The organism is Agromyces sp. LHK192, assembly GCF_004006235.1.
GTDB lineage: Bacteria > Actinomycetota > Actinomycetes > Actinomycetales > Microbacteriaceae > Agromyces.
The window spans coordinates 2535225-2553034 of sequence record NZ_CP034753.1; the positions used below are offsets into that span (position 1 = coordinate 2535225).

At 70.4% G+C, this 17810-nt stretch carries 22 protein-coding genes and 1 other RNA gene; 6 read left to right on the forward strand and 17 right to left on the reverse strand.

Features of this window, described 5'->3' with window-relative positions:
* Positions 1–45: 45 nt before the first annotated feature.
* The gene (locus ELQ40_RS11400) at positions 46–441 is read left to right on the forward strand and encodes an SHOCT domain-containing protein (RefSeq protein ID WP_127793794.1); all 396 of its coding nucleotides are present in this window, start codon (positions 46–48) and stop codon (positions 439–441) included.
* A gap of 95 nt (positions 442–536) precedes the next feature.
* On the opposite strand, the gene ssrA is transcribed toward ELQ40_RS11400, so the two are convergent.
* Positions 537–904: a transfer-messenger RNA gene (gene ssrA, locus ELQ40_RS11405) on the reverse strand.
* Positions 905–1082: 178 nt separating this feature from the next.
* Between ssrA and ELQ40_RS11410 the strand changes: the two genes are divergently transcribed.
* The gene (locus tag ELQ40_RS11410; RefSeq protein ID WP_127793795.1) at positions 1083–1754 is read left to right on the forward strand and encodes an SIMPL domain-containing protein; all 672 of its coding nucleotides are present in this window, start codon (positions 1083–1085) and stop codon (positions 1752–1754) included.
* Between the two features lie 66 nt (positions 1755–1820).
* On the opposite strand, the gene ELQ40_RS11415 is transcribed toward ELQ40_RS11410, so the two are convergent.
* From ELQ40_RS11415 to prfB, 5 genes are all read right to left on the reverse strand, one after another.
* A complete protein-coding gene (locus ELQ40_RS11415; protein ID WP_240665756.1) occupies positions 1821–2555 on the reverse strand; it encodes a tyrosine-protein phosphatase in 735 nt (244 codons plus the stop codon).
* Between the two features lie 68 nt (positions 2556–2623).
* Positions 2624–3100 carry an SsrA-binding protein SmpB gene (smpB, locus tag ELQ40_RS11420; RefSeq protein WP_127793796.1) on the reverse strand — a complete coding sequence of 159 codons (477 nt, stop codon included), beginning with the start codon at positions 3098–3100 and terminating at the stop codon, positions 2624–2626.
* 137 nt (positions 3101–3237) lie between these two features.
* On the reverse strand, positions 3238–4149 hold the full coding sequence (gene ftsX / locus ELQ40_RS11425; protein WP_127793797.1) for a permease-like cell division protein FtsX: 912 nt from the start codon (positions 4147–4149) through the stop codon (positions 3238–3240).
* Complete coding sequence (gene ftsE / locus ELQ40_RS11430; RefSeq protein WP_127793798.1) at positions 4146–5423, reverse strand: cell division ATP-binding protein FtsE; 1278 nt, start codon at positions 5421–5423, stop codon at positions 4146–4148. The genes ftsX and ftsE overlap by 4 nt, the downstream gene beginning before the upstream one ends.
* 51 nt (positions 5424–5474) lie before the next feature.
* Positions 5475–6584: a peptide chain release factor 2 gene (prfB, locus tag ELQ40_RS11435; RefSeq protein WP_127793799.1), complete on the reverse strand. Its 1110-nt coding sequence runs from the start codon at positions 6582–6584 to the stop codon at positions 5475–5477.
* 95 nt (positions 6585–6679) lie between these two features.
* Between prfB and ELQ40_RS11440 the strand changes: the two genes are divergently transcribed.
* On the forward strand, positions 6680–7981 hold the full coding sequence (locus ELQ40_RS11440) for an MFS transporter (protein ID WP_127793800.1): 1302 nt from the start codon (positions 6680–6682) through the stop codon (positions 7979–7981).
* A 34-nt stretch (positions 7982–8015) separates the two neighbouring features.
* On the opposite strand, the gene ELQ40_RS11445 is transcribed toward ELQ40_RS11440, so the two are convergent.
* The 3 genes from ELQ40_RS11445 to ELQ40_RS11455 form a co-directional block, all read right to left on the reverse strand.
* On the reverse strand, positions 8016–8672 hold the full coding sequence (locus ELQ40_RS11445; RefSeq protein WP_127793801.1) for a hypothetical protein: 657 nt from the start codon (positions 8670–8672) through the stop codon (positions 8016–8018).
* 92 nt (positions 8673–8764) lie between these two features.
* The gene (locus tag ELQ40_RS11450; RefSeq protein WP_127793802.1) at positions 8765–9169 is read right to left on the reverse strand and encodes a PPOX class F420-dependent oxidoreductase; all 405 of its coding nucleotides are present in this window, start codon (positions 9167–9169) and stop codon (positions 8765–8767) included.
* A gap of 92 nt (positions 9170–9261) precedes the next feature.
* Entirely contained in the window at positions 9262–9657 is a 396-nt protein-coding gene (locus ELQ40_RS11455; protein WP_127795270.1) for a RidA family protein, read from the reverse strand.
* An 87-nt stretch (positions 9658–9744) separates the two neighbouring features.
* Here ELQ40_RS11455 and ELQ40_RS11460 point away from each other — a divergent pair, with 87 nt between their 5' ends.
* The 3 genes from ELQ40_RS11460 (at position 9745) to ELQ40_RS11470 (ending at position 12149) form a co-directional block, all read left to right on the forward strand.
* Complete coding sequence (locus ELQ40_RS11460; RefSeq protein WP_127793803.1) at positions 9745–10707, forward strand: YafY family protein; 963 nt, start codon at positions 9745–9747, stop codon at positions 10705–10707.
* An 81-nt stretch (positions 10708–10788) separates the two neighbouring features.
* Positions 10789–11172, forward strand: a complete 384-nt coding sequence (locus ELQ40_RS11465) for a PadR family transcriptional regulator (protein WP_127793804.1) — start codon at positions 10789–10791, stop codon at positions 11170–11172.
* A complete protein-coding gene (locus ELQ40_RS11470; RefSeq protein WP_127793805.1) occupies positions 11169–12149 on the forward strand; it encodes a permease prefix domain 1-containing protein in 981 nt (326 codons plus the stop codon). Before ELQ40_RS11465 ends, ELQ40_RS11470 begins: the two co-directional genes overlap by 4 nt.
* A 67-nt stretch (positions 12150–12216) precedes the next feature.
* Here the strand turns inward: ELQ40_RS11470 and ELQ40_RS11475 are convergent, their stop codons facing one another.
* The 8 genes from ELQ40_RS11475 to ELQ40_RS11510 all read right to left on the reverse strand — a co-directional run bounded on the left by ELQ40_RS11475 (position 12217) and on the right by ELQ40_RS11510 (position 17762).
* On the reverse strand, positions 12217–12972 hold the full coding sequence (locus ELQ40_RS11475; protein WP_127793806.1) for an alpha/beta hydrolase: 756 nt from the start codon (positions 12970–12972) through the stop codon (positions 12217–12219).
* 179 nt (positions 12973–13151) lie between these two features.
* Positions 13152–13595, reverse strand: a complete 444-nt coding sequence (locus ELQ40_RS11480; protein ID WP_164863559.1) for a Tad domain-containing protein — start codon at positions 13593–13595, stop codon at positions 13152–13154.
* Positions 13596–13624: 29 nt separating this feature from the next.
* The gene (locus ELQ40_RS11485) at positions 13625–13975 is read right to left on the reverse strand and encodes a TadE family protein (RefSeq protein ID WP_127793808.1); all 351 of its coding nucleotides are present in this window, start codon (positions 13973–13975) and stop codon (positions 13625–13627) included.
* Positions 13976–14063: 88 nt separating this feature from the next.
* Positions 14064–14483, reverse strand: a complete 420-nt coding sequence (locus tag ELQ40_RS11490; RefSeq protein ID WP_255424691.1) for a TadE/TadG family type IV pilus assembly protein — start codon at positions 14481–14483, stop codon at positions 14064–14066.
* Positions 14480–14668 (reverse strand): hypothetical protein, encoded by a 189-nt coding sequence (locus ELQ40_RS11495; RefSeq protein ID WP_127793810.1) that lies wholly within the window; start codon positions 14666–14668, stop codon positions 14480–14482. The genes ELQ40_RS11490 and ELQ40_RS11495 overlap by 4 nt, the downstream gene beginning before the upstream one ends.
* Positions 14669–14731: 63 nt before the next feature.
* Complete coding sequence (locus ELQ40_RS11500) at positions 14732–15679, reverse strand: type II secretion system F family protein (RefSeq protein WP_240665758.1); 948 nt, start codon at positions 15677–15679, stop codon at positions 14732–14734.
* On the reverse strand, positions 15667–16542 hold the full coding sequence (locus ELQ40_RS11505) for a type II secretion system F family protein (RefSeq protein ID WP_127793811.1): 876 nt from the start codon (positions 16540–16542) through the stop codon (positions 15667–15669). The genes ELQ40_RS11500 and ELQ40_RS11505 overlap by 13 nt, the downstream gene beginning before the upstream one ends.
* Positions 16539–17762, reverse strand: coding sequence for a CpaF family protein (locus ELQ40_RS11510; RefSeq protein ID WP_370296362.1), 1224 nt, complete (start codon positions 17760–17762; stop codon positions 16539–16541). Before ELQ40_RS11510 ends, ELQ40_RS11505 begins: the two co-directional genes overlap by 4 nt.
* Between the last annotated feature and the right edge of the window lie 48 nt (positions 17763–17810).

Below are 17810 nucleotides of genomic sequence, written 5' to 3' on the forward strand. Positions count from 1 at the left end.
CTAGGCGGGGGCATCCGGCATCCCGCCGAGGAGAGGGGATGTTCGATGGGGTTCTTCGCGACGCTCTGGGACTGGATCTGGTTCTCGGTGATGCTCTTCGCATTCATCGCCTACCTGTGGGTGCTGATCTCGATCGTGATCGACATCTTCCGCGACCACTCGTTGAACGGCTGGCTCAAGGCGGTCTGGCTGATCTGCCTGCTGATCTTCCCGTTCATCACCGGCCTGGTGTACGTCATCGCGCGCGGCCGCGGCATGGCCGAGCGCTCGGTGCGGCAGCAGCAGGAGTACCAGGAGTACTCGAAGGACTACATCCGTTCGGTGTCGTTCGCGAGCCCGGCCGACGAGATCGCGAAGGCCAAGGACCTGCTCGACCAGGGCGTCATCAGCCAGGGCGAGTACGACGCCCTGAAGAACAAGGCGCTCGGCGGCACGTACTGAATCGAGCTGCCTCCGACCGGAGACGACGAACGGGCGGCCGGCATCTTCGGATGCCGGCCGCCCGTTCGCGTCCACACGTGTGCGACAACGGCCGATGGTGGAGATGGGGGGAATCGAACCCCCGTCCAACGCTGGGATTCCACGTTTTCTCCGGGCGCAGCCTGTGTAGCGTTCTCATCGGCTCCGACTCTTGCCACAGGCATCCGAGTCGACGAGCCCAGCCTGAAGAAGTCCCGCACACCGTTCAGGCGCCGGTGCGCAGCAAGTTCCCTAGATGACGCCAGGGACCGGGGCGGGAACGAACCCGGACTGACGGACTATCGACTCTGCTTACGCAGCGAGAGCGAAGTCGGACTGCTTCTTATTGGCAGTTATTGGTTCGCAGGGAGCGTTCACGAGATAACCCTGCATCCTCGGCCCGCTTCTCGTGGGCACTCAGGCGATGTCGAAACCGATCATCCCCATGGGTGCGCCACCCTGTCTGAACAGGAGGCGAGCCGTCGTCGCACACTGTGGAATTTCCAACCCGCGCTGCTCCCGGTGAGGAGTGCGCGGCCTTACAGTCTAGAACAGGCGCGACCCCCGCGCCATTCCACCCGGTTGATCTTCACGATCGTTCCGTCACCTCGAGGAGCAGCACCATGAGCACCCTGATCGCCGTCTCCGGCCGCGCCGAGGAACGTGCCGCCCCCGAACTCGCCGCCGTCTTCATCGGCGTCGGCGGCTCCGGCCCCGATCGCGAGAGGGTCATGCACGACACCTCCGCCGCCCACGCCAGGCTCCTCGACGAGGTCCGCGACCTCGAGGTCGCCGGCGCCCTCGACCAGTGGTCGGCCGAACAACTGCGAGTGTGGTCGCACCGGCCGTGGAACGCCGAGGGCAAGCGGCTGCCCCTCGTGCACCAGGTGCGGGCCGACGTGAAGGTCGTGTTCCGCGACCTCGACCGCGTCGGCGAATGGCTGGCGACCACCGCGACCCGCGATCACCTCACCGTGAACGGCGTCGACTGGCAACTGACGGATGCCACGCTCGCCGTCGTCCGTGAGCGCGCGCAGCGCTCCGCGGTGCAGGATGCCGTGGCGAAGGCGCGCGTCTACGCCGACGCGCTGGGCGCAGGGAGCCCGGTCCCGGTCGAACTCGCCGACCACGGCATGCTCTCGGCCGCGCAGGCGCCCGCGGCGCGCATGGCCATGCCGATGGCCGCGTTCGGGGCTCCGCCGTCGGGCGGCGCACCGACGACCGAGTTCGCACCGGCCGACCTCGTCATCGAGGCGCGGGTCGACGCGCGATTCACGGCGGAGCCTGCCGGCTGAGGCATCCGACCGGTCCTGGTCACGGCCGCGATCGCCGCCCCAGCGGCCGGCGCCGGGCCGCGCCGCTCAGTCCGCGTCGACGAGCCTCGCCTCGAGGCTGGCGAGCTCGTCGAGGGTGACCCCCGAAGCGAGCAGGAACTCCCGCGCCGAGCTGTGCTCGCGCTCGACCAGGTCGATCACGCTCTCGATCGCCGAACGGGGACTGCCGCCCATGAGCATGCGCAGCGCGGGCGAGTCCGCGACGCCGTGGCTGCCGACCAGGGCGACCATGCCCTCGAGCCATTCGCCGGCGAGGTTCGCCTCCGTGACCTCGTAGTCGGCGACGACCTGCTCGCGATCCACGCCGACGGCGAGGAGGGCGAGCGCGACGACGACGCCCGTACGGTCCTTCCCTGCGGTGCAGTGCACGACGACCGCGCCGTCACGCTCGGTCGCGATGTCGCGGATCGCCTCGGCGACGACGCCCGCGTGCTGCGTGACGATGCGCTCGTAGAGGCTGTCGAGGCTGTAGCCGAGCGACTGCGACCGGGCGGACCCCTCGAAGACGGGAAGGCGCACGAGGTCGATGTCGAGGCCCTCGACGTCGTCGGGCAGCGCGTCCGTCTCGAAGTCGTCGCGCAGGTCGATCACGCGGCGCACGTCGAGCTCGACGAGCCGCTCGCGACCCGCTTCGCCGAGGCGCGCGAGCCCGTCGGCCCGGTACAGCACGCCGTGCCTGATGGTGCCGGTCGCCGCGGTCATCCCGCCGACGTCGCGGAAGTTGTAGGTGCCGGGTACGGGGATGCGCGTCGAGGTCTCCACCGGAGCAGCCTAGCCGTTGCGCCCGACCGGAAGCGGGGATGGTTCGAGCCCGGAGACCGACCCGGCCTTCACTCCCCCAGGTGACGCCGGCTCGCGATGGCGCGGTCGGCCTCGCGCTTGTCCTGCTTCTCGCGCAGCGCCTGCCGCTTGTCGTACTCGCGCTTGCCCTTCGCGATCGCGATCTCGACCTTCGCGCGGCCGTCGGAGAAGTAGATCTGCAGCGGGATCAGCGTGTACCCGCCTTGCGAGGTGCGGTGGCTGATCTTGATGATCTCGTGCTTGTGCAGCAGCAGCTTGCGCTTGCGCCGCGGCGCGTGGTTGTTCCACGTGCCCTCGGTGTACTCGGGGATGTGCACGGCGTCGAGCCACATCTCGCCGCCGTCGATGAACGCGTACCCGTCGACGAGCGACGCGCGGCCCTCGCGCAGCGACTTCACCTCGGTGCCCGACAGCACGATGCCGGCCTCGTAGGTGTCCTCGATGAGGTAGTCGTGACGCGCCTTGCGGTTGGTCGCGACGACCTTCTGACCGCGTTCCCTGGGCACGGCGCACTCCTTCGATCGATGCGGACGGGGTCGGATGCCCCGAGTCGGATGCTCCGCGCACGGCGGAGCAGCCGTTCAGTCTATCCGACCGCCGAGCACCCGGGCCCGCCGTGTCCTGATACAGCCGCGCCGCCGGGTCAGACCCGAAGGTACCTGCGGATCGCGATGCCGGCGGACAGGGCGGCGAGCAGCACGCCGACGACGATGAGCAACGGCACGACGAGCCACGCATCCGTCAGGTCGACGAAGGTGAACGACAGCTCCTCGGTCAGGTATCCCTGCACGAAGAAGTGCACGAGCGCCAGCACGGCACCGCCGGCTAGGAGCGAACCGATGAGCCCGGCGAACACGCCCTCGAGCACGAACGGAGTCTGGATGAACCGGTTGGATGCCCCGACGAGGCGCATGATGCCGAGTTCGCGGCGCCGCGAGAACGCGGAGAGGCGGATCGTGGTCGCGATGAGCAGCGCGGCCGCGACGAGCATGATCGCGGCGATCGCGATCGCGGTGTAGCTCGCCGCGTTCAGCACGTCGAAGATCTGGTCGAGGTAGCGCCGTTGGTCGACGACCTGCTCGACGCCCGGCGTTCCCGCCAGCGCCTCGGCGACGACATCCGACTCCGACGGATCGACGAGGTTCACCCAGAACGTCTCGTTCAGCACCTCGGGGGTCACGTAGTCGGCGGCCGGGGTGCCCGCGAACTGCTCCTGGAAGTTGGCGTACGCCTGGTCGTGGTCCTCGAACTCGATCTCGTTGATGTACGGCGCGAGCGTGTCGGAGCGCAGCAGAGCCTCCACGGCGGACTTCTGCTCCTCGGTCGCCTCGCCGTCGATGCATCCGGCCGCCGTCGAAACGGTCGTGCAGAGGTACACCGCGACCTGGGCGCGGTCGTACCAGTAGCCCTTCATCTGCGCGATCTGGAGCTGCAGGAGCGCGGCCGTGCCGACGAACGTGAGCGACACGAACGTGACGAGCACAACGGAGACCACCATCGAGGCGTTGCGGCGGAGGCCGTGCATGGCCTCCGCGAAGACGAGTCCCGCCCTCATGACGTCGGCCCCACTTCCTGGTCGGAGTCGTCTTTTCGAGGACCGCCCGGCGCACGCAGGCCGAGGCGTTCGGCGAGGGTCAGGTGAGGCGGCGCGTCCTCCTTGGGCTGCAACTGCTCGGGGTCGAGCTGGATCTGCCCGGTCGCCGCGGCCGTGATCTCGGCGGCGGCGTCGGTGACCTCGTCGGTCGCCTCCGGCTCGACGTAGAGGGGCGGAGCGTCGCGCATGACCTCGGCGGTCACCTTGGGGGCGGCGGCGGTCATCGTGGGCGGTTCGGCGTCGGTCGCGTCGGCGTCGGATGCCTCGGCGACGCCGGCTCCGGTGCCGGTCGCCTCCGCCGCGGCCTCGGAGTCGGATGCCTCGTCGTGCGGCTCGACGCCGGGCTCGGCGTCGTCGCCACGAGCGGCGGCCGCCGCAGCGACCGCACCCCCGGCAGCGGTTGCCGCCGCCGCGTTCCGCGCGTCGGCCTCGCCTGCGGCGAGCGCTTCGGTCGAGGCATCCGCCGACGCAGGAGCAGCCGCCCCGGGAACAGCCGAAGCGCCGTCCGAGGCCACCTCGACGACGGGCTCGTACTCGACGTCGCGCACGGTCTGCCCGTCGTAGCCTGCGTCGCGCTCGTCGCGCACGATGACGCCGGACGAGAGTTCGATGACGCGCCGCTGCATCTGGTCGACTATGCCGGCCTCGTGCGTGGCCATGACGACCGTGGTGCCGCCCGCGTTGATGCGCTCGAGCAGCGTCATGATGCCGGCGCTCGTCACCGGGTCGAGGTTGCCGGTCGGCTCGTCGGCGAGCAGGATCTGGGGCTTGTTCACGATGGCGCGGGCGATGGCGACGCGCTGCTGCTCACCGCCCGAGAGCTCGTGCGGCATCCGCTTCTCCTTGCCCTCGAGACCGACGAGCTTGAGGGTCTCGGGCACCGCCGATTGCACGTACCCGCGCGACTTGCCGATGACGCGCAGGGTGAACGCGACGTTCTCGTACACGGTCTTGTTCGGCAGCAGGCGGAAGTCCTGGAACACGACCCCGAGGCTGCGCCGGAAGTACGGCACCTTGCGGTTGGAGATGGTGCCGAGGTCCTGGCCGAGCACGTGGATCGAGCCCTTCGACGGCTTCTCCTCCTTGAGGATCAGCCGCAGGAAGCTCGACTTGCCGGAACCCGAAGCGCCGACGAGGAACACGAACTCGCCGCGCAGGATCTCCACGCCGAGGTCATCGAGGGCTGGCCTGGCCTGACCCGAATAGGTCTTGGTGACGGAGTCGAAGCGGATCATCGCGTTCGAGCCTAGGCAGGGTCGGCGCGATTCGGTGCAGCGACTCGCGTGTCAGTCGTCCTCTTTGCGCTTGCGCCACTTGATGCCGGCGGCGATGAGGCCGTCGAGGTCGCCGTCGAACACCGTCGCCGGGTTGCCGACCTCGTAGCCGGTGCGCAGGTCCTTCACGAGCTGCTGGCCGTAGAGGAAGTACGAGCGCATCTGGTCGCCCCAGCTCGCCGTGATGGTGCCGGCGAGTTCCTTCTTCTTCGCCGCCTCCTCCTCGCGCTTGAGCAGCAGGAGCCGGGTCTGGAGGACCCGCATCGCCGCGGCGCGGTTCTGGATCTGCGACTTCTCGTTCTGCATCGAGACGACGAGCCCGGTCGGCAGGTGCGTGATGCGCACGGCGGAGTCGGTCGTGTTGACGGACTGGCCGCCGGGGCCCGATGAGCGGAACACGTCGACGCGGATGTCGTTCTCGGGGACGTCGACCTCCTGCGCCTCCTCCATGACGGGGATGACCTCGACCGCGGCGAACGACGTCTGCCGCTTGTCGGCCGAGCCGAACGGGCTGATGCGCGCGAGGCGGTGCGTACCGGCCTCGACCGAGAGCGTGCCGAACGCGTACGGCGCGTCGACCTCGAACGTGGCCGACTTGATGCCGGCACCCTCGGCGTAGGAGGTGTCCATCACCTTGACCGGGTATCCGTGCCGCTCGGCCCAGCGCAGGTACATGCGCATGAGCATCTCGGCGAAGTCGGTGGCGTCGTCGCCCCCGGCCCCGGAACGGATCGTCACGACCGCGCCGCGACCGTCGTACTCGCCGTCGAGCAGGGTCTGCACCTCGAGCTGGCCGACGACCTCCTCGAGGGCGGCGAGCTCCTGGCGCGCCTCCTCCTCGGCGTCGGCGTCGTCCATCTCGGCGGCGAGCTCGACGAGCACGTCGAGGTCGTCGATCCGCTGCTCGACCGCGCTGACCCGCTTGAGCTCGGCCTGGCGGTGGCTCAGGGCCGAGGTGACCTTCTGCGCGTTCTCCACGTCATCCCAGAGGTCGGGTGCGCCGGCCTCCTCGGAGAGGCGGGCGATGTCTGCCTCGAGGGCGTCGACGTCGACGACGGCGCGGATGTCGCGGAACGTGGAACGGAGCGCCTGGAGCGCCTGCGTGAAGTCTTGATCCAACATGGCCCGTCCAGCCTAGTCGTGCGGGTGGGGCGCCGCCGCCGGGCGGGGACGACCGCGCGCAGGCCCCTCGGCGCGGCCGGTGTACCGTCGAAGCGATGAGCACCGCCGAGCAGCCCGAATTCTCCTGGCGCTCGATCGTCCTCCCCGTCTACCTGCCGACGTTCGTGTTCTCGATCGGTGAGGGCGCGCTCATCCCGATCATCCCGATCGTGGCGGCCGACCGCGGCGCCTCGCTCGCACTCGCGGGCCTGATCGCAGCGATGATCATGGTCGGCGAGCTCTGCGGCGACCTCCCCGCCGGGTGGATCGTCTCGCGCGTCGGCGAGCGGGCCGCGATGATCGGCTCGGCCGTGCTGGCCTCGGCCGGCGTGCTGCTGGCGCTGTTCGTGCCGACCGTCTGGGCGCTCGGCGTCGGCGTCTTCCTGATCGGCTTCGCGACCGCCGCGTTCGGCCTCGCCAGGCACGCGTTCCTCACGAGCTACGCACCCGCGCGCGTACGCGCGAGGGCGTTGTCGACCCTCGGCGGCGTGTTCCGCGGCGGTTGGGCGGTCGGGCCGTTCCTCTCGGCGGCGATCATCACGGCCACGGGCGGCACCGACGGCGTGTTCTGGGTGCTCGTCGCGGCCTGCGCCGCCGTAATCGTGGTGCTCGCGTTCCTCCCCGACCCCGAGCGGGTGTTCGGCGCGGCACGGCTCGCGAGAGCGGCATCCGTCGAGCGGGAGGCATCCGTCGCGGACCCGGCGACCGATCAGGCGACGGATGCCGCTCCCGGCGCGCCGGCGCCCGCCCGGCCCGTCGGCGTGTTCCGCACGATCCGCGATCACGCGGGCGTGCTCGCCCGGATCGGCACGGGCGTCGGCATCCTCGCCGCGCTGCGCTCGGCGCGCACCGTGATGCTGCCGCTGTGGTCGGTGTCGATCGACATGCCCGCCGAGCAGGCGGCGCTCGTGATCGGCCTGTCGGGCGCGATCGACTTCGCGCTGTTCTACACGAGCGGCCAGATCATGGATCGCTTCGGCCGGCTCTGGGGCGCCCTGCCGGGGATGATCGGCATGTCGGTCGGGCACGTCGTGCTCGCGTTCACGCACGACGTGCCGGGCGCGGTGGCCTGGTTCACGGTGGTCGCGCTGCTGCTCGGGCTGGCGAACGGCGTGACCAGCGGCATCGTGATGACGCTCGGCGCCGACCTCGCACCGAAGTCGGGTCCGGCGCCGTTCCTGGGCGCGTTCCGCATGATCGCGGATGCCGGCAGCGCCGGCGCCCCGCTCGCGATCGCCGCCGTGACCTCGGTGCTGTCGATCATGGCGGCGAACGTCGTCGTCGGCGTGCTGGGACTCGCTGGCGCGGCGATGCTGTGGCGGTGGATCCCGCGGTACGTGCCGCACCGGCGGCGCTGACGCACCCGCGCGCTCGGCGGTCCGCACGAATCGATCAGCCGATTGTCTCCACCTCGGCGACGGAGACGAGGTCGAGGGTACCGAGCGCCTCGTTCACTCGGTCCTTCGTCTTGCCGCAGGCGTCGCGTGGCTGGTGCACGTGGATCACGTTGCCGTCGGATGCCTCGAGCCAGAGCGGTGGCACAAGTTGCATATCTGCGCTGCAGACCGTCAACGAGTCCGCGGCATCATCGGGTTCGTCGAGTGCCGAGAGGAGGGGCCCGAGATCACCCTCGAACCGCTCGATGCCGACGACCAGGCGGAGGAGTTCGCCGTCGGGCGCCTCCGAGCCGTCCGCGGGCGGCACGTCGTCGTATCGGTAGAAACTCTGCGTGCAGCGCAGCGCGGCGACAGGCTCGAAGCCGTCGGGCACGCGCCCGGGTTCGGGGATCGGCGGCTGCGTCGACTCAAGCGATCCCGGTGGTATCGGCATCCACGAATCCGAATGGCAGTCGACCCGCTCGGCGGTCACCGCGTCGGGACCGTCGGGTGCCGGGCCGGTTCCGACGACGCCGAACAGCGAGCATCCGGCGAGCGCGAACACCGCGGCGACTGTCGCTATCGCTCCCACGGTCGCCGTCCGCCGCCTGCGGGCCGGCGTCCGCGTCGGCATCCGTCGCTCGTCGCTGGTGCCGCATTCCTCGTCGCTCATCGCACTCCCTCGCCGCTGGAGGCGCGGCCGCGCCCCTCATCCCCTGCAACGGACGAGCGTCGCGGAACGTTGTGAGGCGCGGCCGATCCGACTCAGTGGGTGTTGACCTTCTCGATGCGCATGACGAGCACGACCCGGTCGGCCTTGTCGGCGGGCGCCTCCTGCTCGGCGTTGCCGTACCGCTTGCCGAGGCGCACGTAGAACTCGCCCTCGGGGTCGGGCAGCACGTCGACGAGGGTGCCACGCACCTCGGCGTAGTGGAACGGGCTGTCGGGGTCGAGCACCGCGAGGGTCATGGTCGGGTTCTGCTGGAGGTTGCGGAACTTGCCGCGCTTGCTCGTGTGCGTGAACCGCAGCTCGTCGCCGAAGCGCTCGAACCACATCGGGTTGATCTGGAGCTCGCCGCTCGGGCGCAGGGTGCCGAGCATGCCGTAGTTCGGCGGGTCGAGCAGTCGAACGTCGTCGGCGGTCAGGGTCAGCGAGGTCACGTCGGTCATCCCTCCAGTCAACAGGATGTCGCGACCCCCGCCGGCACCCGGCGCGGGATTCGCACCGGGTGCCGCCTGGCCGGGTCGGGTTCGACCCTCGGTCAGTCGACTGCGGTGCCCTCGAGTTCGACGAGCTGCCCCGGGATCGCCAATCGCGCCACGCCGAGCATCGTCGTGGTCGGGGCGACTCCGGCTGCCCCCAACCTCGCGGCGAGCACACCGTAGTGCGGCAGCAGCGCATCGACGTCGGTCGTGTAGACGTTCAGCCGCACGAGGTTCGCGAGGCTCATGCCGGCCGCGACGAGCACGGCCTCGAGGTTGTCGACGGCGAGCGCGAGCTGCGCCGCCATGTCGCCCTCGTGCTGCGGATCGCCGTCGACGTTCATCGCGGTCTGCCCCGAGATGTAGAGCGTTCGGCTGGCCGCGGTGACGAGTTCACCCTGGTTGAAGCCGAGCTCGGCCGACCAGGTCACGGGGTTGATCGCGGTTCGGGCAATGGTCATGTACTGCTCCAGTTCTTCCATGCCTTCGAGCCTCTCGACATTTCACGACGTCTTGTGTCAGGTATTCGGTACCGTGTTCGCATGCGCGCGGATCGCCTCGTCTCGCTCGTGCTGCTCCTCCGCCAGCGCGGTCGGCTGACCGCCGACGTACTCGCTCGCGAGCTCGAGGTCTCACCCCGCACGGTCCTGCGCGACATCGAGGCGCTCTCCGCGGCAGGGGTGCCGGTGTATGCGGAACGCGGTCGCTACGGCGGCTTCGAACTGCTGCCGGGGTTCCGCACCGAGTTGACGGGCCTGAACCACGACGAGGCGCTCGCCGTGCTCACGGCGGGCTCGGGCCACGGGCAGGCGTTCGGACTCGGTTCAGCGCTCGCCTCGGCGATGCGCAAGGTGGTCGACGCGTTGCCCGAGGGCGATCGGGTGGTCGCCAGCGATGCGGCGTCGCGATTCCTCGTGGAGCCGGCCGCCGACCTCCTCTCCCGGGAGGCCGCCGGCGAGCAGGTGCCCCACGGGGTCATGCACGCCGTTCGACGTGCGGTGCTCGACGGGCGCCGGCTGCTCATGCACTACACCCCGACCGACGGGCATCCGGAATGGCGCACGATCGACCCCATCGGACTGGTCACGGTGCGCGGCCGCGGGTACCTGCTCGCGACGCGCGACGGATCGGATCGGACCTACCGCCTGTCGCGGATGCTCGCGGCCGAGGTGTCGACCGAGCCGGCGCAACGGCCCGACCGTGCAGACCTCGATCGCCTGTGGCGCGAGCGTCGCGCGCGGTTCCTGGCCGACGGGCACCTGACGGCGGTCGTGCGGGTCGCTCCGGCGCGGCGCGAGGAGCTGCTGGATTCCGTCGTCGCCGTACGGGCGGAAGACGCCGGTGACGACGGGATGCTGCACCTCGAGGTGACGTTCCAAGACTCGCGGCACGCCGAATGGGCGCTGTGGCGGCTCGGCACCGACGCCGAGGCGCTGGCGCCCGAGTCCCTGCGGCGGGCGCTCGGGCGGACGGCCGCCGAACTGGCCGCCCGGTACGACGACTGAGCCGCGGCCCGACCAGCGCGGTTCATGGACGTCGTGCAGCACTGCTTCACATCAGGTATTTGATCTGATATAGTATTTCTCATGATCCACAACACGGATGCCGCGGGCGACGCCTTCGCCGCCGACCTGCTCCGCGGCCACACCGACACGATCGTGCTGGGCGTGCTCCGCCGGCACGACAGCTACGGCTTCGAGATCCACAAGCTGATCCGCGATGCAATCGGCGGCGCATCCGAGATCAAGGAGGCGACGCTCTACGCGAGCTACCGCCGCCTCCTGCGCGACGGCCTCGCCGAGGCGTACTGGGGCGACGAGTCGCAGGGCGGCCGCCGCAAGTACTACCGCATCACCGATGCCGGCCGAGCGGCGTTCACGCAGAACGTCGCCGCGTGGGTCGCCACCCGCGGCATCCTCGACTCCCTCCTGGGCACCGCGCCCGGCAGCACGAAAGGCTCCGACCGATGAGCAACCCGCAACCCGCCCGCCGCGGCGGAGACATCCACCGCCTCCTCGACGAGGCGTTCTCCGGCGTCGCCTTGACGCCCGACCTCCAGGACCTGAAGGAGGAACTGCGCGACGGCCTGCTCTCGCGGGCCGCCGAGATCGAGGCGCAGGGCGTCGCACCGGCCGCCGCCGCGCGCCGCGCCTTCGACGAACTGGGCGACATCGACGAGCTGATCACCGAGACGGATGCCTCGGCCGCCGCGCCCGGCATCGCATCGGACGTCGCGACCTCGGCTCCGGGATCCGGCTCGGCGAGGGGCGCGGGTGCCGCCCGTGAGTCGGCTTCCGCTGCCGCGCTGCGCAACCGCGTTCGGCCGAAGCCGGGCTTCGTGGTGCGCACCGTCGTGCTGTCGATCGCGGCGCTGGCCGTGCTCGCGCTGCTGCTGATCGGCCTCACTCCCCTGCTCGACCTCGCGACGGGCGTGCTCATCGGCCTCGGCGTCGGGTTCGGCGCGCTCCTCGGGTTCGTCACGGGCGATGCGCTGCGGCAGGAGACGACCACGCACCATCGGATGCCCGCCGGCCGGGCGTGGAGCTACGGTGCCGCGACCGGGCTGCTGCTCGCGGGGCTGACGATCGCGCCCGTCGTGTTCCTGCGGCTCGACCTCGGGTGGATCACGCTGCCCGCGGTGGCCGTGGTCGCCGCGATCGCGGTGCTCAGCTACCTGGGCGCGACCCAGACCAACCGGTTGAAGCCGTGGGCGCTGCGCCAGCAGCAGGAGGCGACGCCGACCAACCGGTTCGAGGAGCACCCCGAGGTCGCGGCACGCTTCGGCATCTACACCGCCGCGATCTGGACGGTCGCGTTCATCTCGGTGCCGATCGTGGGATTCACCGCCGGGTGGATGTGGGCCGCGATCCCCGTCGTCGCCGGGTTCGTGCTCATGCTCATCGTGCTCGCCCGGATGCTGTTCGGCGGCTCCCGCGACGACCGATGAGACCGGTCGCACCGCGCTGAGCGGAGCGGGGCTGTCGCACCAGGGGTGCGGCAGCCCCGCTCGTCGTCTAGCCGCGAGGGTGCGAACGGGTCAGGTGCCGGGTGAAGAAGCGCCCGGCGTCGTCGGCGGCCCACGCCGGAACCCCGGTGTGCCCGCCGAGGTTGGCGTTGAGCGTCTTCTCGGCGGAGCCGAACGCGTCGAAGAGGTCGAGCGCCTGCTGCCGGTCGTTCCCTTCGTCGTCCCATTGCAGCAGCACGTGTACGGGGATCGTGACGCGGCGTGCTTCATCGAGGGTGGCCCGAGGAATCCAGCTGCCCGCGAACAGGCCGGCCGCGACGACTCGCGGCTCGACGGCCGCGAGTCGTACGCCGATCGAGATCACCCCGCCGGAGACGCCGACGGGGCCGCCGATCTCGGGCAGGTCGAGCAGCGCGTCGATGGCGGCCTGCCATTCGGGGACCGCCTGTTCGACGAGCGGAAGGACGAGTCGGTCGACGGTCTCATCTGTCGGGCGCCCGCCCGACATGATCGCCTGCCGGAGTTCGGCGCGGGCCAGATCGGCGTCGGGCAAAGGGGTCCGCCCCCCGGCACCCGGCAGTTCGAGGGCGGCCGCGGCGAAGCCCATCGCCGCGGCCGAGCGTGCCCGCGCGGCGAGCCGAGGGTGCATCGGCGCGAGGCCGCCGGGATGGCCCAGCAGGATCAGGGGTGCGGGCTCTGGAATGGATTCGGGCGTCCAGAGGATGCCGTCAATGCCGTCGAGGGTGAACGAGCGTTCGACGAGTCGGTCGTCGATGCGCGGTGGTGCGGTGAATCGGAGTGGCATGGTCGTGCCTTTCGGGAGCGTTGGTGTTCGGGGCTCCCGGGCGACCTCTCACCCGACCGCGCGCCTGGAGGAGAGCACCCACGTCGAATCGTTCACGGGTCTCACCTCCTCGGTTGCTGCACGGACCCGACGAGTCTAACCGCCGCAGTGCCGTCGGACTCGGTGTCGGTGGGAACGAGTCAGTGGAACACCGTGCGCGCCGTCGAGGTCACCTCGATCGGCACCTCGACCGGCAGCAACTCGTTCGCGATCGGAACTCGCCAGGTCGTGCGAAGCGTCACCGACGCGCTCCGCCCGTCGTCGCTCGATGCCGATACCAGCTCGACGTCGTCGAGTCCGGACTCGGCTGCAGCGAGGTATGCCGCGGCGGCCCCTCGCACCGTCTCGTCGTCGAGGGCGAATTGGAGACCGTCGTCGACGACTGTGATCGTCTCGATCGTCCACGCCTCGGAGCCCGCGAGCGCTGCGCCGTCCGCGAGCGTGAACAGCCGCTTGCGGTCGAGGTAGAGCGAGGTCGCGGCGACCACGACGAAGATCAGCACGATCGAGAGCACGCTGAGGAAGATCACGAGCGGCAGGGTCGACCCCGCCTCCTCCCGGGCGACGCCGCGGGCGACCCGCACCCACCTCGTTCGAGCACCTCGCACGATGCTCACCCGAGACCCCCGGCGAGCCGGGAGACCGTCTGCGTCGCCGAGCCCTGAACCTGGACCTGCGCGAAATCGGCGAAGCCGAGGATGTCCGGCACGAGCGGCAGCGGCACCGCTGCGGTGACGGTCACCCTGATGCGCGTTCCCGGCTCATCGCAATCCGCACTCGGCGAGCAATCGACGGCGATCGACGCCTGCCCTGGCTGGATGCCGTAGTCACCGAGCGACACGAGCATCGCATCCTCGATGTCCGCATCGGGATGGAGGGCCACCACCCTGGCACCGTGCCGAGCGGCGCCCTCGACGCCGAGCGCCCCGGCGTGCACGGCGGCGATGGCGAGCACGAGGTACACCAGCGGCACCAGCAGCAGGAGGCCGACGGTCAGGAACTCGAGTGAAGCCGAACCGGCATCGTCGGCGAGTCTCGCCCGATCGCGCCGGCTACTCGAGCACTTCCAACGCCGCATGCCCCGTCACCTCCAGCGCGTTTTCGGGGCCGAAGAGCCCGATCACCGGCATCGTGGCGCGCACGGTCACCGCGACCACGGGGATCCCGCCGACCGTCGTTCGCACCGCGGAGACATCCTGCGCGAACGACGAGGCGAGCGCCGTGTCGATCAGTTCGCGGGTGCGCTGGACACCGTCGGCGTCGCTCGCCCCGGCGAGCGCCGCGAACCGAGCGCCCTCCGCTGCGGTATCGAGCAGCGTGTTCCTCACGTGCAGCGCGAGTGCGAGCTGCATCACTGCGAGCACCAGTGCGAGCAACAGCATGATGACCATCGAGAACTCCGCGACCGCCGACCCTCGATCGTCGCGAAGGCGAAGGTCGACGCGAAACCTCGCATCGCGGCGAGGGCTCACATCCCGATGACCCGCTCCATGGCGTCCTCGAACACCGTCGAGAGCGCCTCGCCCGCGAGCCCCCAGATCAGGATCACCAAGCCGGCCGTCATCAAGGTGATGAGCACCCAGCCGGGGACGTCGCCGCGCTCGTCGCGGAGTCTGCCGAACAGGTCGTGGAGGATGCGGTCGGCGCGCAGGCGCATGATGGTTCCTTTCGAGGCGAGTGGATTCGGGGGTCTGGAGGTCGAGGTCGTGGTCCACCGGCATCAGAATCCGGCTTTGAGCACGAGATATCCGGGGAACAAGGCGAACGCGACGGTCACCGGGAGGATCAGGAAGATCAGCGGGACGAGCATGGCGATCTCCTTGCGACCGGCGAGTTCGATGATGGTGCGCTTGGATTCCTCGCGGGCGTCGCCCGCCTGCGCCGACAACACCGCGGCGAGCGGCGCGCCGCGCTCGAGCGCCCCGAGCACTTGATCGAGCGCGCGCGACAGGGCCGGGTGCGCAAGACCGTCCCGCAGTTCGGTGAGCGCGGTCGCGAGCGGGACGCCGGTGCTCACGGCTGCCGCGACCTGCGCGAATTCAGCGGCGAGTTCGCCGGAACCGGCGCGTGCGACCCGCCGGATCGCCTCGAGGATCCCCTCCCCGGCGGTGAGGCTCAGCGTCAGGAACTCCAGCACGGTGGGAAGCTCCGCGGAGATCCTGGCCATCCGTCGCTGCGCCTTGCGTTGCAGCCACCAGTCGAACGCCATTGCTCCGAGCGCAGCGGCCAGGACCGGCACGGTGAAGCGAACGACGGTCGGAAGTGCATGGAAGGACGGCGCGAACACGGCGAGGGCGGATCCCACGGCGAAGGCGACGCCCGCCGCCGCCAACTGCTCCGAACGCCAACGGTCCACCGAGGTGCTGGATCGTGCCTGACGGAGCCTCCGGGCGATCGTCGCGTCGCCGCCGAGCACCTGGCCGAGCACCTCGCGCAGCCTTCGCACGGCCGGCAGCACGAGCAGGCCGATCACGGGCGCCGGGTCGGATCGGCGTTGGAACATCGACTCGCGGGCGGCTTCCGAGATGTCCGCGATCGACGGCGCCACGCGCTCCATGAGCCGGGGACGCCCGATGCGCGGCGTCGCAGCCACCAGGAGCCAGAGACCGAGACCGAGGAGCGCGCCCACCGCGATCGCGAGCGTCGTCGGCGCGTTCACGCGAACCACCGCCGTTCCTCGGGTATGCGCCCCAGGGCGATCATCGCGCGGTAGGCGACCACCGTGAGTCCGAGTCCCACCAGCAGGAGTGCGGTGCCGATCGGCGTGCCATAGGCCTCGATCGTCTGCGGCTTCGTGGCGAGCACGAGCAGCAGCACCCACGGGGCGGCGACACCGAGACGGGCGGCGTTGCGGATCCACGACTGTCGGGCGCGCACCTCGGCGCGGAGCGCGGCATCCTCGCGGAGGTATCCCGACAGTCCGCGCAGCACGTGCGTGATCTCGCTGCCGCCGACTTCGCGAGCCATCCGCAGCGTCTCGAGGATTCGATCGGCGACCGGATCGGCCAACCGGTTCTTCAGCCGATCGATCGCCGGCCCGAACGCACCGGTCCGGCGATACTCCGCCTCGAACGCGGCGAACGGTTCTCGGGTCGCCGCCGGTCCGAGCGAGCCGAGTGCACCGATCGCATCGGGAAGCGACATGCCCGAGCGCACCGCGGCGACGAGATGGTCGACGACCTCCGGCCACGCCGCGCGATTGCTCGCGCGTCGACGGGTCGCTCGAGCTCGCACCGTGAACGGGACGAGCATGACGCCGAGGATCCCGGCGACCGCCGTGAGCACCGGCAGCGCGAGGACCGCGTGGACGACGGCTGCGATGACCGCACCGAGCACGAGCATCACGACCAGGATCGCACCGTGCGGAACCGATCCGAGGCCGGCCAGGTTGAGGTCGTCCCGCAGTCGCGCCGACGCCGAACGCGTGCCGGACTCGCCGGAGGCGGACCTGCCGCGAGCGGCCGGCCACAACAGCGGGGAGATCGCGAGCAGCACGCCGATACCGAGCAGTGCTCCCAGCGCCGCGCTCATGCGGCGAGGACGATCTCGGGGTCGAACCCCGCACCGGTGAGCTTCTGCAGTCGCGCCGGCCGAGCCCCGGTGACGCTGAGTGCGCCGTCACGACGCTCGAACACGGCGATCGCCTCGACGGCGCCGTCGACCACCTGCCCGGTCGTCATGGCGATCTCCTCGACCCGACGCATGCCCCGGCGATCGATCGAGAGGTGCACGACGAGGTCGATGCAGCTCGCGACCGTCGGCACGACGAACCCCGAATCGATGTTGCGCCCCGCGAGCAGCGGCAGGGTGCAGAGCTTCACGAGCGCGTCGCGCGCCGTGTTGGCATGGATCGTGCACATGCCCGGCAAGCCCGAGTTCAATGCGATCAGCAGGTCGAGGCTCTCCGCCTCGCGGACTTCGCCGACGAGCAGTCGATCGGGTCGCATGCGCAGGGATTCCTTGATGAGCCGGCGCAGGGTGATCTCTCCGCTGCCCTCGAGGCTCGGCTGCCGGCACTGCATCTGCACGACGTCCCGCACGTCGAGGTCGAGTTCGAACGTCTCCTCGACGGTGACGACGCGTTCGCCGGTGCGGGCGTTCGACATGAGGGCGTTGAGCATCGTCGTCTTGCCGGTGTGCGTTCCGCCGGAGACGAGCACGTTGGCCCCGGCGAGCACGTTCATGCGCAGGAACTCGGCGGCCTCGCGGGTCAGCGCGCCGAGTTCGACGAGCTGCGGCAGGGTGCGGATGCTCCGCTGGAACCGACGGATGTTCACCGACCAGTGCGCGCGCGTGACGTCGGGGATCACCACGTGGAGCCGCGAGCCGTCGGGCAGCGAGGCATCGACGAACGGCGAGCTGAGGTCGACCCGGCGGCCCGAGTGCTGCAGCATCCGCTCGACCAGCTCCCGGATCTCCTGGTCGCCGAGCACGACGTTCGTGAGCTCGGCGACGCCGTTGCGGGCGACGAAGACGCGCGTCGGCCCGTTGATCCAGATCTCCTCGACACTCGCATCGTCGAAGAACGGTTGCAGCGGCCCGTAGCCGGTGAGTTCGGCGACCACGTCGCGTTCGGTTCCGAGCTCGTCGTGGAGTCCGTCGTGCGCGCCGCCGAGGGCGAGTTCGTTGTACCGGCGCACTTCGTCGCGGGCGTAGCGGGCGGCGAGCGACTCGTCGCGGGTGAGGTCGACGCCGTCCCGCAGGACCCTGGTGCGCACGCGCTCGGCGATGCTGCGGACGGGATCGGACATGCGCTCCATCTTGGAGAGCACCTGCTCGCGGGCCGCCGAATTATCCAC

What these genes read in the sequence shown, in the direction of transcription:
- ELQ40_RS11400 (WP_127793794.1), top strand. Translation starts at nt 46, where the DNA reads ATGGGGTTCTTCGCGACGCTCTGGGACTGGATCTGGTTCTCGGTGATG.
- ELQ40_RS11410 (WP_127793795.1), top strand. Translation starts at nt 1,083, where the DNA reads ATGAGCACCCTGATCGCCGTCTCCGGCCGCGCCGAGGAACGTGCCGCC.
- ftsX (WP_127793797.1), bottom strand. Translation starts at nt 4,149, where the DNA reads ATGAGGGCGGGACTCGTCTTCGCGGAGGCCATGCACGGCCTCCGCCGC.
- ftsE (WP_127793798.1), bottom strand. Translation starts at nt 5,423, where the DNA reads ATGATCCGCTTCGACTCCGTCACCAAGACCTATTCGGGTCAGGCCAGG.
- prfB (WP_127793799.1), bottom strand. Translation starts at nt 6,584, where the DNA reads ATGTTGGATCAAGACTTCACGCAGGCGCTCCAGGCGCTCCGTTCCACG.
- ELQ40_RS11440 (WP_127793800.1), top strand. Translation starts at nt 6,680, where the DNA reads ATGAGCACCGCCGAGCAGCCCGAATTCTCCTGGCGCTCGATCGTCCTC.
- ELQ40_RS11445 (WP_127793801.1), bottom strand. Translation starts at nt 8,672, where the DNA reads ATGAGCGACGAGGAATGCGGCACCAGCGACGAGCGACGGATGCCGACG.
- ELQ40_RS11450 (WP_127793802.1), bottom strand. Translation starts at nt 9,169, where the DNA reads ATGACCGACGTGACCTCGCTGACCCTGACCGCCGACGACGTTCGACTG.
- ELQ40_RS11460 (WP_127793803.1), top strand. Translation starts at nt 9,745, where the DNA reads ATGCGCGCGGATCGCCTCGTCTCGCTCGTGCTGCTCCTCCGCCAGCGC.
- ELQ40_RS11465 (WP_127793804.1), top strand. Translation starts at nt 10,789, where the DNA reads ATGATCCACAACACGGATGCCGCGGGCGACGCCTTCGCCGCCGACCTG.
- ELQ40_RS11470 (WP_127793805.1), top strand. Translation starts at nt 11,169, where the DNA reads ATGAGCAACCCGCAACCCGCCCGCCGCGGCGGAGACATCCACCGCCTC.
- ELQ40_RS11475 (WP_127793806.1), bottom strand. Translation starts at nt 12,972, where the DNA reads ATGCCACTCCGATTCACCGCACCACCGCGCATCGACGACCGACTCGTC.
- ELQ40_RS11495 (WP_127793810.1), bottom strand. Translation starts at nt 14,668, where the DNA reads ATGCGCCTGCGCGCCGACCGCATCCTCCACGACCTGTTCGGCAGACTC.
- ELQ40_RS11505 (WP_127793811.1), bottom strand. Translation starts at nt 16,542, where the DNA reads ATGAGCGCGGCGCTGGGAGCACTGCTCGGTATCGGCGTGCTGCTCGCG.
- ELQ40_RS11510 (WP_370296362.1), bottom strand. Translation starts at nt 17,762, where the DNA reads ATGTCCGATCCCGTCCGCAGCATCGCCGAGCGCGTGCGCACCAGGGTC.